This is a genomic window from Paraburkholderia phenazinium, assembly GCF_900142845.1.
Classification (GTDB): Bacteria; Pseudomonadota; Gammaproteobacteria; order Burkholderiales; family Burkholderiaceae; genus Paraburkholderia; species Paraburkholderia phenazinium_A.
Genome location: NZ_FSRU01000002.1, coordinates 2,260,301 through 2,272,334, shown reverse-complemented (window position 1 = coordinate 2,272,334; position 12,034 = coordinate 2,260,301). Strand labels below are relative to the sequence as shown.

13 protein-coding genes are annotated in these 12,034 nt (G+C 64.6%); 8 read left to right on the top strand and 5 right to left on the bottom strand.

Going from position 1 to position 12,034, the window contains the following annotated elements; all coding sequences use genetic code 11:
* Positions 1-16: 16 nt before the first annotated feature.
* On the bottom strand, positions 17-1,009 hold the full coding sequence (locus tag BUS12_RS27135; protein WP_074301733.1) for a ferritin-like domain-containing protein: 993 nt from the start codon (positions 1,007-1,009) through the stop codon (positions 17-19).
* A gap of 511 nt (positions 1,010-1,520) precedes the next feature.
* Here BUS12_RS27135 and map point away from each other — a divergent pair.
* From map to BUS12_RS39840, 6 genes are all read left to right on the top strand, one after another.
* Entirely contained in the window at positions 1,521-2,306 is a 786-nt protein-coding gene (map, locus tag BUS12_RS27130) for a type I methionyl aminopeptidase (protein WP_074300471.1), read from the top strand.
* A 133-nt stretch (positions 2,307-2,439) separates the two neighbouring features.
* A complete protein-coding gene (locus tag BUS12_RS27125) occupies positions 2,440-2,973 on the top strand; it encodes a GNAT family N-acetyltransferase (RefSeq protein WP_074300470.1) in 534 nt (177 codons plus the stop codon).
* Between the two features lie 157 nt (positions 2,974-3,130).
* On the top strand, positions 3,131-3,979 hold the full coding sequence (gene minC / locus BUS12_RS27120; protein ID WP_074300469.1) for a septum site-determining protein MinC: 849 nt from the start codon (positions 3,131-3,133) through the stop codon (positions 3,977-3,979).
* Positions 3,980-4,071: 92 nt separating this feature from the next.
* A complete protein-coding gene (gene minD, locus BUS12_RS27115) occupies positions 4,072-4,887 on the top strand; it encodes a septum site-determining protein MinD (RefSeq protein ID WP_006048490.1) in 816 nt (271 codons plus the stop codon).
* 14 nt (positions 4,888-4,901) lie between these two features.
* Positions 4,902-5,156, top strand: coding sequence for a cell division topological specificity factor MinE (gene minE / locus BUS12_RS27110; protein WP_074263652.1), 255 nt, complete (start codon positions 4,902-4,904; stop codon positions 5,154-5,156).
* Positions 5,157-5,400: 244 nt separating this feature from the next.
* Entirely contained in the window at positions 5,401-5,712 is a 312-nt protein-coding gene (locus BUS12_RS39840) for a YXWGXW repeat-containing protein (protein ID WP_074301732.1), read from the top strand.
* A gap of 372 nt (positions 5,713-6,084) precedes the next feature.
* Here the strand turns inward: BUS12_RS39840 and BUS12_RS27100 are convergent, their stop codons facing one another.
* A complete protein-coding gene (locus BUS12_RS27100; protein ID WP_074300468.1) occupies positions 6,085-7,491 on the bottom strand; it encodes a chloride channel protein in 1,407 nt (468 codons plus the stop codon).
* Positions 7,492-7,710: 219 nt separating this feature from the next.
* Here BUS12_RS27100 and waaC point away from each other — a divergent pair, with 219 nt between their 5' ends.
* Positions 7,711-8,718, top strand: a complete 1,008-nt coding sequence (gene waaC, locus BUS12_RS27095; RefSeq protein ID WP_074300467.1) for a lipopolysaccharide heptosyltransferase I — start codon at positions 7,711-7,713, stop codon at positions 8,716-8,718.
* Between the two features lie 475 nt (positions 8,719-9,193).
* Positions 9,194-9,319: a hypothetical protein gene (locus tag BUS12_RS39685; protein ID WP_283204759.1), complete on the top strand. Its 126-nt coding sequence runs from the start codon at positions 9,194-9,196 to the stop codon at positions 9,317-9,319.
* A gap of 178 nt (positions 9,320-9,497) precedes the next feature.
* Here the strand turns inward: BUS12_RS39685 and BUS12_RS27090 are convergent, their stop codons facing one another.
* The 3 genes from BUS12_RS27090 to BUS12_RS27080 all read right to left on the bottom strand — a co-directional run bounded on the left by BUS12_RS27090 (position 9,498) and on the right by BUS12_RS27080 (position 11,931).
* Complete coding sequence (locus tag BUS12_RS27090) at positions 9,498-9,695, bottom strand: hypothetical protein (protein WP_429308437.1); 198 nt, start codon at positions 9,693-9,695, stop codon at positions 9,498-9,500.
* A 143-nt stretch (positions 9,696-9,838) separates the two neighbouring features.
* A complete protein-coding gene (locus BUS12_RS27085) occupies positions 9,839-11,146 on the bottom strand; it encodes an MFS transporter (protein ID WP_074300465.1) in 1,308 nt (435 codons plus the stop codon).
* A 260-nt stretch (positions 11,147-11,406) separates the two neighbouring features.
* A complete protein-coding gene (locus BUS12_RS27080) occupies positions 11,407-11,931 on the bottom strand; it encodes an energy transducer TonB family protein (protein ID WP_143788470.1) in 525 nt (174 codons plus the stop codon).
* Between the last annotated feature and the right edge of the window lie 103 nt (positions 11,932-12,034).

Genomic DNA, 12,034 nt, shown 5'->3' with positions numbered 1-12,034 from the left:
CGCGTTCAGGCCGGCATCACGCGCTCATGTTGAGCACGCCGTTCACGCCGTTCGGGAAGAAGCCGCCCTTCACCGCTGCCGTACTGGTCAGGTACACGATGTTGAGCACGTCCGAATAGCTGCGTCCGAAGGCGAGGCCGTTGCTGTCGAGCGGCACGATGTTCGACGTACCCGCTGTGGCGCCGCTGATGCCCTGGTCGTCGTTGCCGACCTGATCGAGGCTGTCGCGTGCCGCGGAGATCGCATTGGCCGCGGTGATCAGGCTCGCCGTGTCGAGCCCTTTCGCATACAGCGTCGTGCGCACGATGCCGGCGTGATACGCCTCGGCCGCGAGAATGCCGGCGGCAGCGGTGAGGAAGGTCTTGCTCGCGAGCAGCGGTGCGGCGCCCTTGTAGGCGGTGACGCCGACGTCCTCGAAGATGAACGCGCCGAGCAGAAAGTTGTTGTCGCTCGCATACGGGTCGAAGGCCACGCCCGCTGCGACCAGGCCCGCGGCGCGCGCCGCTACCGAGAAGGCGCCGTTCGGATTGGTGCCGCTCACGTCGATGGACGGCATGGCGACCGCCGCCGACCCGAGCGCGCTGCGCAGGAAGGCCACGTGCTCGCGTTCGTCGTTCGCGATCTCATTGGCGTAGGCCTGCACCGCCGGGTCCTGGAACGGCACCTGAGCGCCGGCCATCACGGTGCCCTGCGTGCCGACGCCGCTCAGCATGCTGGCCGGTAGGCCGCTGCCCGTCGTCGCATAGGTATAGAACTGGGCTTCGAGGTACTCGAGGTTGAGGGCGAAGTTGAGAATCTCTTCGTCAGTGGGCGCGGCCGTCTGGGCCATCGACGAGCCGCCGGAGCCGCCGCCGCACGCGCTGATCAGCGTGCCGCCCACGAGTCCCAGGCTGAGGCCGCCGGCGTTGCGAAAAAATTGCCGACGTTGCTTGCGCCGTTCGACGCGGCGGTCAAATGTATCGATTAGTTCTGCTGAATTACGTTGAGACTTTTCTGACTGTTCGGACATGACCGTGCTCCTCAGATAGATCACAGGAAAGCCACGCCATTCGCGACGCAAACGCGTACACAACAGGACAACTGACGCGATGCACTGGCGCAAATCGCGGACACGAAGACGCATCGCTCCTCAATGAAGAATCTGGTCGCAACGCAGAAGAGGCGAGTCCTCAACGCACTTTACGATCCGAATCCGCGCATGGATGCAGCGCGCACAAAAGATATTTGCGTGCACCTGCAGCAATTCAGGCGCGAACGGGCGAATTCACCGCGTGCCGAGGCGTCGCGTCACGCTGTTTCGCGAGCGCTTGCGATGCCGTCGTCACACGCGCTCGAAGAGGGCGTTGGCCGGCCTGGTGTGGGTCCTGCCGCCATCCTCTGTACAATTCCCTGATCGACGACCGGTTTGGAGGCTTGCGCGAGCGCTCTGCGCCGCCTTGTATTTCAGCCAGTTTGCCTTTCCGCACACGAGCGCAAGTCGCGGCCTGCCCGCCACGCGCTCACGAACCGCCCTTGATTTCATGGCCATTACCTACAAGACTCCCGAGGACATCGCCGCGCTGCGCATTGCCGGACGGCTCGCCGCCGACGTGCTCGCGATGATCGGCGAACACGTGCAGGCCGGCGTCTCGACGGACGACCTCGACGCGCTGTGCAACGACTACATCGTCAATACGCAGAAAGCGATTCCGGCAAACGTCGGCTACCTGGGCTTTCCGAAGACGGTGTGTACCTCGGTCAACCAGGTGGTCTGCCATGGCATCCCGAGCCGGGCCGAAATCCTCAAGGACGGCGACATCGTCAATATCGACGTGGCCGTGATCAAGAACGGCTACTTCGGCGATACGAGCCGCATGTATTGCGTCGGCCAGCCGAGCACGGTGGCGCGGCAACTGATCGACACGACCTACGAGGCGATGCTGGCCGGCATCCGCGAAGTGAAGCCTGGCGCGACGCTCGGCGACGTCGGCCATGCCATCCAGAAGGTCGCGCAGCGCGACGGTTTCTCGATCGTGCGCGACTACTGCGGGCACGGCATCGGCAAGGTCTACCACGAAGATCCGCAGGTGCTGCACTACGGCCAGCCGGGGCAGGGCGTGCGTCTGAGGCCGGGCATGGTGTTCACCATCGAGCCGATGATCAACGCCGGCCGCGCCGGTACGAGCGTCCTGCGCGACGGCTGGACGGTGGTCACCAAGGACCGTTCCCTGTCGGCCCAGTGGGAGCATATGGTCACCGTCACGGAAGACGGTTTCGAGCTGCTGACGCCCTGGCCGGACGGTACGGGCCGTTACGAGGCGCCCTGAGCGGCCAATGAGGGGCCGGCCATAAGCGGCCGCCGTCAAGGCCGTCTGCGCACAAATCGCCAAAATAAGGATTTGACTCGCGCGCCGGTTCGGTTAAAGCTACGCCTTAGTGTTACAAGGGGTTTTCGTCTGCATGAGTCCGTCATTGACCGTTCGCCGCATCGCCGCTGATCAGGGCGCAGTTTTACGCGAACTCCGTACTGCGTCGCTGCGGGAGGCGCCCTATGCCTTCGGTGAGACGCTCGAGGACGCCCTCTCGGTCGACGCCGCAACCTTCGATGTCACCGCGGCGGACCACGCGGTCTCGAAGGCGGCTACGTCGTTCATCCTGTACACCGAGGGGCACCCCGCCGGCTTGATCGAAGCCCATTTCGAAGACAGCGCGGCGCGCCGCGCCTTTGTCGGCGAGCTGTGGGTGGCGCCGGCGGTGCGTCATCTGCGTGGCGGCGAGTTGCTCGTCAATACCGCCAGCGAGTGGTTGGCCGGTGCGGGCGCCGAGGAAATCTACGCGTGGGTGGCCGACGCCAATCGCAACGCCATGCGTTTCTACGAGCGCCTCGGTTTTGGCCCGACCGGCGAGCATGCCCGCACGGCGCGCTGGCCCGACCAGTCGGAAAGCCTGCTGGTGCGCCACGTGCAGCGCGCCTCGCAAGCCTCCTCCCAGTGATCCGGCGAGCGGTCCCGCCGGGCGCCGCTCCCTGTCTTCCCGCGCTGCTGCAGCGTCTGCCGCCTCTCGTTGGGGCGCGGCGTTCATTCCCATCGCCGAAAATACTGGCTCCTCGCGTGGACGCCTGTAAAATACGCAAAATTTTTTGCCGAACGCTATGTCGCCCAAGAAATCGCCATATTTCGAACTCCGCAGTGGCAGTGTCGACACGCTCCTGTTCGTGGTCAAGACCATCGATCTCGACGCCATGCGTGCCGAACTGACCCGGCGCTTCGAGGCGACCCCCGAATTTTTCGCTAACGACGTCGTCGCCATCGACGTGCGGCGCCTCGCCGACGACGAGCGCGTGCCGCTCGCCGAGATCGCGGCGCTGCTCGACAGCGTGCGCATGCGCCCGGTGGGCGTGGTGGCGAATCCGCAGCAAGGCTGGGCCGCCGAGTCCGCCTTGCCGTTGCTCGAAGCGCGCGACCGGCGCGGCGCAAGCGCCAAAGCGGCGGCGGAAGAGGACGCTCCGGCCGCGGAGAGTAGCGGAAGCGCCGAAGGCGCCGCGCCGGTGCAGGGCGAATTGCCGATGGACGCGCCGGCATCCGCCGTCGAGGTGGTGGCAGCGGGGCCGGCTTCGGGCGGCCAGGCGGGAGCCGCAGGCGACGCCGCGAAGCTCGTCACCTCGTCGCAGACCACGGTGGTGGACAAGCCGCTGCGCTCCGGCCAGCGCATCTACGCCAAGGGCGACCTGGTGGTGCTCGGCCTTGTGAGCTACGGTGCCGAAGTGATCGCCGAAGGCAACATCCATATTTACGCGCCGTTGCGCGGCCGGGCATTGGCCGGCGTGCAAGGCAACCACGACGCGCGCATTTTCTGCACGTGTCTGGAGCCGGAACTGATCTCGATCGCCGGTATCTACCGTACGACCGAGACACCGCTGCCGCCTGACGTACTCGGCAAGCCGGTGCAGATCTGGCTCGATGAAGAAAAGCTGATGATTGAACCGCTGCGGCTCACCTGACTATCCGTTGCGCGCGCCGTGCCCGGCGCGTGCCCGATACGGGCTGCCGCGGGACTTATTTGAACGAATTTGACGAACACAGGGTAAGGGTAATGGCAAAAATCATTGTGGTGACATCGGGCAAGGGTGGCGTGGGCAAGACGACCACGAGCGCGAGTTTTGCATCGGCCCTCGCGTTGCGCGGCAGCAAGACGGCCGTGATCGACTTCGACGTCGGCCTGCGTAACCTCGACCTCATCATGGGCTGCGAGCGTCGTGTGGTGTACGACCTGATCAACGTGATCCAGGGCGAAGCCAACCTGAACCAGGCGCTGATCAAGGACAAGAAGTGCGAGAACCTGTTCATCCTGCCGGCCTCGCAGACGCGTGACAAAGACGCGCTGACGATGGAAGGCGTCGAAAAGGTCATCAACGACCTGATCGCGATGGACTTCGAATTTATCGTTTGCGATTCGCCGGCCGGTATCGAATCGGGCGCGTTGCTGGCCATGCACTTCGCCGACGAAGCGCTGATCGTGACGAATCCGGAAGTGTCGTCGGTGCGCGACTCGGACCGCATTCTGGGCATTCTGTCGTCGAAGACCAAGCGTGCGATCGAAGGCAAGGAGCCGATCAAGGAGCACCTGCTGATCACGCGCTACAACCCGAAGCGCGTCAGCGAAGGCGAGATGCTGTCGCTGACCGACATCCAGGAAATCCTGCGTATCGACCTGATCGGCGTGATTCCGGAATCGGAAGCCGTGCTGCATGCGTCGAACCAGGGCTTGCCGGCCGTGCACCTGGACGGCACGGATGTCGCCGAAGCCTACAAGGATGTCGTGTCGCGTTTCCTCGGCGAGCAGAAATCGCTTCGCTTTACCGATTACCAGAAGCCAGGCCTCCTGCAGCGCCTCTTCGGCACCAAGTAAGGGGAGCGCACGTAATGTCGATTCTTTCGTTTTTGCTGGGCGAGAAGAAGAAGTCCGCGTCAATAGCGAAGGAACGCCTGCAGTTGATCATCGCGCATGAGCGCGCCGGCGGCCATGCGCCCGCCGATTATCTGCCTGCGTTGCAACGCGAACTCGTCGCTGTGATTTCCAAGTACGTGAAGATTTCCGATGAGGATATTCGCGTCAGTCTCGAGCGCCAGGACGACCTTGAAGTACTCGAGGTCAAGATCGAAATTCCGCAGGCCTGAGTCCCGCAAGGGCGGTCTGCATGAGTTGTGTCGCGCACCCGTTGCCTGATGGCGATGGGTGCGCGAATTGTGATGTCCTTCCCTCCGTTTTGCTCCTCCCCATCTAACGACCCGCGCCGTCGCGCGCGCGAAATATTCCGTTGCACTTGCGTGCCGCGCGTTACGTGTGCCACGTCAGCCAAAACGGCGTCTCGCGCATTAAATGGGTAACGCCTTCACCGGCGCCTTTACTCAAGAGGAGAACATGAATAAAACCTTTCGCTTGCTGCTCGCTCAGGCTGTGTTGATCGCCGCGGGCGCCTCGGTCGTCGGTTCGGCATCCGCTGAAGAAGTCGTCGTGATTGCGCCGTCGGCACCGCCGCCGGTGCGCTACGAAGCCATGCCGGCGCCGCGCGTGGGCTATGTGTGGGATCACGGTCACTGGCGCTGGGACCATGGCCGCTACGTCTGGGTGCCGGGCCACTGGCAGCCCGAGCGCGTCGGCTATCACTGGGTGCCCGGCCACTGGGTCGCACACGGTCCGAATTACCACTGGGTTGAAGGGCACTGGGCCTAAGCCTCATCGACGGCGCGTTGCGTCGGCAACGCGCCAGCCCTATCTGAGCGCTGCGTGAGGGCACACCGTCGAGTGTGTCCAGACGCCGCGCAGCGGGCCCGCTACGGCCCGCCCACCATCCAGACACTGAGTACACAGTCACGCCGCGCGCCATCGGTGTGCCGGCTGTCTGCGCGCTCGCGGAGAGTAGAAATGAAACGGAATCTATTGGCGATCGTTTTGCTGGCGATCACGCTGGCCGGCTGCGTCGTGGTGCCGGGACGGCCGGTGTACGTCCGACCGGCGCCTGTCGTGATCTATTGAGCGGACGGTTGACGATGCGAGCGTCGCGCGCACGGAGCGCGTGAACGACGCGGCGCGCGGCTTCGCCAATCAGCGGGGCGGCGCGTTGGCTTCGTCGGCTGCGTTGGCCTCGTCTGCTTGCGGTTCATCGTCGATCAGCGCTTCGGGCACTTCCGGGACCGGCGCGGGCGCCGGTTGCGGCAAGGGCGCCATATAGCGCTGCGATAGCGCCTCGTACAGCGGCGGCGCAAAGAGACGCGAGACCCGGCTGGCGATCAGCGCGGTCGCCATCAGCGAGATCACGAGCGCGTGGCCGTTGATCATTTCCATCACGATCACGAACGACGTAATCGGCGCCTGCGTCACCGCGGCCAGATAACCCACCATGGCGAGCGCGATCAGCATCTGCAATTGCATGCTGCCGAACACCATGTGCAGCAGATTGCCGAAGCCCGCGCCGATCGACAGCGACGGCGCGAAAATGCCGCCCGGAATGCCCGGCAGGTACGAGCCGACCATCGAGATCATCTTCAGGAACGGATAGAACACCGACAGCTGCTCGCGCCCGTCGAGCAGGCCGCGTGCTTCGGCGTAGCCGCTGCCGAAAGTGACGCCGCCGGAAATCAGGCCGACCAGCGCAATCGCCAGCCCGCACAGGGCGGCAAACGCAACCGGCCGCTCGCTATGCAGCTTGCGCAGCGGCGCCGGGATCCAGCGCGCGGTGTTGAGCAGCAGCCAGCAAAAGAAGCCGCCGGCAATGCCGGTGACGATGGCCGTGAGGACAATGGCCACCGCCAGCAGATCAGGGAAGTGCGTGCCGATCTCGATGGTGCCGAAATACGTGTAGTTGCCGTTCAGCCCAAGCGCGATCACCCCCGCGATGATGATCGCGGTAATCAGCACGCCGCTCGCACGGGCCTCGAAACTGCGGGTGAGCTCCTCAATGGCGAATACGATCCCCGCCAGCGGCGTGTTGAACGCCGCCGACAGACCCGCCGAGGCACCGGCCAGCACGAGCTGCCGCTCGATCTGCGCGTTCGAGCGCGGGTAGAAGCGCCGCAGGTTGAACATCAGTGCGGCGCCCACCTGCACGGTCGGTCCCTCGCGGCCAATCGTAAAGCCGCCGAGGATGGCGAGGAAGGACACGAGAATCTTGCCGAACAGGATCCGGAACGACAGCAGGCGCGCACCGTATTCGCCGGGTTTGGCGTGCAGCGTGGCGATCACTTGCGGAATGCCGCTGCCTTCCGCGCCGCGAAAGAAGGTCCGTGTGAGCCATACCGAGAGCGCGGCGACAGCCGGCGTCACGAACAGCGGCAGCCAGATATGGCGGTGCTGCATGGCGCGGAATTCGCTGTAGCCGAAGTCGATCAGCCGGGCGTAAAGCACCGCGACAAGGCCGACGGCGATCGCGCCGAGCCAGAACACACCGTATTGACGCCACAGGCGGCGCGTGCGTCGGGCGACGCTGGAGGACAGAGGTGGGAATGCCCGCATGAGAGGGATGGCTCAGGCAAAGACCCGATTATAGCGATCGATCGCGGCGGCCGACCGTACGAAAGCAGATTGAAATAAATGTGACAGGTAGCCCGACTGAGCGATAATCCGCCGTCCGCCCTGGCGGGCCGCGCTGCAGCAAATCCGCCGCCGCGTGTATAAGATCAAAGCACGGTCAGCTAAAATAGCGCTGCGACCGATACTGTGACGGGCTAATTAATGAAGCGAATTCTTATCGTCAAGGTGACTTCACTAGGCGATATTGTGCAGGCCCTGCCGGTCATTGCCGACATCAAGCGGGCATTTCCGGGGGTGCAGGTCGACTGGGCCGCAGACGAGGCGTTTGCCGAAGTGGTTCACTGGAGCCAGGCCGTGGACCGCGTATTGTGCGCGCCGCTGCGCCGCTTCAAAAAGGCGCGCCGCTGGGCCGACTTCAAGGCGATTGCGGCCTCCATCGGCGAATTGCGGGCCTACCGCTACGACGCCATCATCGATATCCAGGGCGTCTACAAGAGCGCGATCATCGCCTTTCTGGCCCGCTCGTCGCGCCGCTTCGGCTATCGCAACAAGGATCTCGGCGAGCGTGGCGCCGCGTTTGCCTACACGAGCCGCGTCGGCCCGCGTCCGCCCGGCAACGCGTGGCAAGGCATGCGTATCAGCGTCGGCGAGGCGCTGGGCTTTGAGCCGGAAGGACAGGCCGTCTACGATCTGAAGCTGCCCGCGTTACCCACCGCGACCTTCGAGGCGGGCGACGCACCCGTAGCGGCGCTGTTTCACGCCACCTCCAAAGAAGACAAGAAATGGCCGGTCGCGCATTGGGCCGCCGTTGCCAACGAACTGGTGCGGCGCGGCTTTCGCATCGTGCTGCCGTGGGGCTCGCCCCGCGAGCGCGAGGAAGCGGAGGCTATCGCGGCGCAGGTACCGGGCGCCACCGTTTTGCCGCAGATGAGCGTGACCGAGATCGCCCACATGATCGACGCGTGCTCGCTCGTCATCGGGACGGACACCGGTTTTGTCCACGTCGCGCATGCGCTGCAAAAGCGCACGGTGATGATCTTTGTCGCGACCTCGCGTTCCCACTTCGGCATTGAAGCGCCGCATCGCTCGGTCTCCATTGGCGACGGTCATTCCGTGCCGCCGGTGAGCGAAGCCTTGCAGGCCATCGACTACGTCCACAGCGACCCGCTCGCCGCCCCTGCGTCGACGCATTCGGCCTCGCACCTCTGAGCAAAAGAAAAAAGGCGTGGCGCACAGTCCGCCCAGGTTAACGGGCGCCGCCGCGGCACGCCTCTAAAAGCGCCCGCGTCGGGGAACGACGGGCGGAGAGGATCCTGCAATGAACACAACAGAACTGCATCCATAGAGACTGCGTGCGGCACGGCGAGTTCAATCGCCGTCGTCATGCCGCGTCCAGTGAGTGCTTGCGCGGGCCGGCGGGTAGTAGCGCGGTATCGCCGCATTACACGGCTGTTAAAAGTGTCGCTTTTGGTTGGCGGCCCGCGCGCAGCTTACACACGGCATCGGCTTATGGCGCTGCCGCTGCGACGACTTTACCGCCTGCCCAGCCCTGCGCGAGCCGCGAAACCTGTAACGCCGTGCTTATCATCGCTTACAAAATGCAACGTCCTCGCCGGGCCGCTTCGTGTCCAATCAACATCATTCGAGGCGCACTCGAATAACACTGAAACGACTGGAGAAGAACGTGAAACGCTTGACGCTAACTTTGATTGCAGGCGCGCTGCTGGCTGCCGCGCTGGGTGGTTGTGTGATCGCACCGGCGCCGGGTTACTACGGCGGGGGCTATTACCATCATGGGTACTACTACTGATCAACACGGGGAGTCGTAGCATGCGCTAGCGCTTGCGCAGCGCGGGAGGCAAGGGCTTCAGATGGGGCAGAAGGCAATCCGTCGCACAGTCCGCGCGAGCCGGATGTGCGACGCTTGCCTGCGCAGCTCACACAAGCAACGGGCTTGCCTTCGAGTCAGTCCGAAGACGGCAGGAGGCTTAGCTCAGCATCAATTCGAACGCCACCACTGCGACGATGGCCGCCGCGTTGGCGGCGAGCGCTTCCAGCATGATGGCTTTCCAGCTGGAAGGGCGGAAACGGATGGCCAGTAGCAGCGAGCACAGCAGTGCCAGCGCAATGATCATCACGACGTCTGAGTTCTGGAGATATAGCCTCACTGTGACCTCCTGGCTCATTGGGGTAGGTGACTTGAGTATAAGCAAGCCAAAAAGCCGTGCAAGAGGGGAAACGCACCAGGGGGCGCAGGTCGGCGAGGTGAGGAGGGCAGGCGAGACTGCCCACGCATCTGCGCCGCGGGCAGCCCATACCGGGTTTGCGTTTACATCAAGCGGGTGTCGCGCGTTTCGCGCATGCACAGCACACCGAACAGACTGACGGCCGCGGCGATCGACACGTAGGCGCCGACCCACGTCAGGCCGCCATGCGCGGCCAGCACCTGGGCAATGTACGGCGCCACCGACGCGCCGAGAATCCCACCCAGGTTGTACGACACGCCTGCACCGGTATAGCGCACGTGAGTGGGAAACAGCTCCGGCAGCAGCGCGCCCATCGGTGCGAAGGTCACGCCCATCAGGAACAGTTCGATCACGAGGAACAGCAGCACGAGCGGCATGGAACCGCTGCCGAGCAGCGGCGCCATGGTGAAGCCCGACAGGATCGCCGCGAGGATGCCGACGATCAGCACCGGCTTGCGGCCATAGCGGTCGCTGGCCCAGGCGGCGAGCGGCGTGGCGAGCGCCATGAACAGCACCGCGACGCACAGCAGGCCGAGGAAGCTCTGACGCGGAATGTGCAGTACCGACACGCCATACGAGAGCGAGAAGGTGGTCGCGTTGTAGAACAGCGTGTAGCACACCACCATGGCGAGTGCGCCGAGCAGCGTCGGCCGCCAGTATTGCGAGCAGAGCGTCGCGATCGGCACGCGCACCCGCTCTTCGCGTTCGATGGCGGCACGGAAGGCCGGCGTCTCGGCGATCTTCAGCCGCACGTACAGTCCGAGCGCGACCAGCACCGCGCTGACGATGAACGGCACGCGCCAGCCCCAGCTACGGAACTGCTCGTCGGACAGCGAAAGCGCGAGGCCGAAGAACAGGCCGTTGGAGGCCAGAAAGCCGATCGACGGTCCGAGTTGCGGGAACATGCCGAACCAGCCGCGCTTGCCGGCCGGGGCGTTTTCGGTGGCGAGCAGCGCCGCGCCGCCCCATTCGCCGCCCAGGCCGATCCCCTGGCCGAAGCGCAGGATGCACAGCAGGATCGGCGCGAGGCTGCCGATCGCGTTATAGCCCGGCACGAAACCGATCAGCGTGGTCGAGACGCCCATTACCAGCAGCGAGGCGACGAGGGTCGATTTGCGGCCGATGCGGTCGCCGAAGTGGCCGAACAGGAACGAGCCGATCGGGCGCGCGACGAACGCAATGCCGAAGGTGACGAACGCGGAGAGCGCCTGCGCGGTGGCGGAGCCATGCGGGAAGAATACCGGTCCGATGACGAGCGCGGCGGCCGTCGCATAGACATAGAAATCGTAGAACTCGATCGCAGTGCCGATGAAGCTTGCGAAGATGATCCGCGAACTGCTGTTTTGGCCGGCTGCCTCGGGCTGGCTCGCGGAAATCGGCGAAGTGGACATTCAAGGTCTCCAGTTTCGTGATGCAGCGTGACGCGCCCGGTGGGCGGCGTACTCGTGCAGCATCGTATTGTGTTTGCTTTCTGCTTTCGTGTGCGCCGCAGCGCTCGACGGCCGGACAGCGCGGTGCACGACGCGCGGGTGGCGCGGCGACGCGAGGGGCGGGCTGTGCGGCGCCGGCGGGTGAGCGGGCGGCGACAGCCGTGCCGGAGGGTTCCGGCTTGGGATCGGAAAATTATAGCGTGCGCGTGCGGGACCTGCTTTCAGTCGATGGTCTGCGCTTGCGGCGAGGCGAACTCGCGCAGCTGGAACTTGCCGTTGTCGTTGAACAGCCAATCCTCGAACAGCTCGACCTGGCCGTGCGTGTTGAGCAGCCTGGCGGGTGGTTGCGGTAGCGGCGACGCGCGCCGCAGGGTCGCGAGCGCGGTACTTTCGGCTTCGTCGTCGCCATTGGTGCGATACACGGCGGATTGCAAGACCTGGCCGTCGCGGTCGACCGTGAAGGAGACCACCACCAGCGAACGCAGCATCGGCTGCAGCGTGCCTTGCAGTACGTACGACGGATTGCGGTCGAGGATGCGTCGTGCAACGGCGATGCGGTATTGATCGAGCGTTGCGCTGTTCACCGCGGCCGGTGGTGTGATGAGCAGCGGCCGGTCCGGTGGCGTAAAGGTGCAGGCGGCCGTCGCCAGCGCGACAGCAAGCATGAGCGTCGTGCCGCGTACGCGCGACCTCCACGAGCCGTGGACCGATGTCATGCGACGAAGGTGGCGTGTGCGGGTGAGCATCGCAGGAGAAGCTCGAGAGCAGGACGTGTCTTCATGGTAGTCAAAACCCGCCAGGTTTCAATCAGCATTGGCCCTGTGCCAGCGCGCGAACTGGCTTACTATC

Coding starts and splice junctions, on each gene's coding strand:
- BUS12_RS27100 (WP_074300468.1), bottom strand. CDS start 7,491: ATGCGGGCATTCCCACCTCTGTCCTCCAGCGTCGCCCGACGCACGCGC.
- BUS12_RS27080 (WP_143788470.1), bottom strand. CDS start 11,931: ATGCTCACCCGCACACGCCACCTTCGTCGCATGACATCGGTCCACGGC.
- BUS12_RS27085 (WP_074300465.1), bottom strand. CDS start 11,146: ATGTCCACTTCGCCGATTTCCGCGAGCCAGCCCGAGGCAGCCGGCCAA.
- minC (WP_074300469.1), top strand. CDS start 3,131: ATGTCGCCCAAGAAATCGCCATATTTCGAACTCCGCAGTGGCAGTGTC.
- map (WP_074300471.1), top strand. CDS start 1,521: ATGGCCATTACCTACAAGACTCCCGAGGACATCGCCGCGCTGCGCATT.
- minE (WP_074263652.1), top strand. CDS start 4,902: ATGTCGATTCTTTCGTTTTTGCTGGGCGAGAAGAAGAAGTCCGCGTCA.
- BUS12_RS27125 (WP_074300470.1), top strand. CDS start 2,440: ATGAGTCCGTCATTGACCGTTCGCCGCATCGCCGCTGATCAGGGCGCA.
- waaC (WP_074300467.1), top strand. CDS start 7,711: ATGAAGCGAATTCTTATCGTCAAGGTGACTTCACTAGGCGATATTGTG.
- minD (WP_006048490.1), top strand. CDS start 4,072: ATGGCAAAAATCATTGTGGTGACATCGGGCAAGGGTGGCGTGGGCAAG.
- BUS12_RS27090 (WP_429308437.1), bottom strand. CDS start 9,695: ATGAGCCAGGAGGTCACAGTGAGGCTATATCTCCAGAACTCAGACGTC.
- BUS12_RS39840 (WP_074301732.1), top strand. CDS start 5,401: ATGAATAAAACCTTTCGCTTGCTGCTCGCTCAGGCTGTGTTGATCGCC.
- BUS12_RS27135 (WP_074301733.1), bottom strand. CDS start 1,009: ATGTCCGAACAGTCAGAAAAGTCTCAACGTAATTCAGCAGAACTAATC.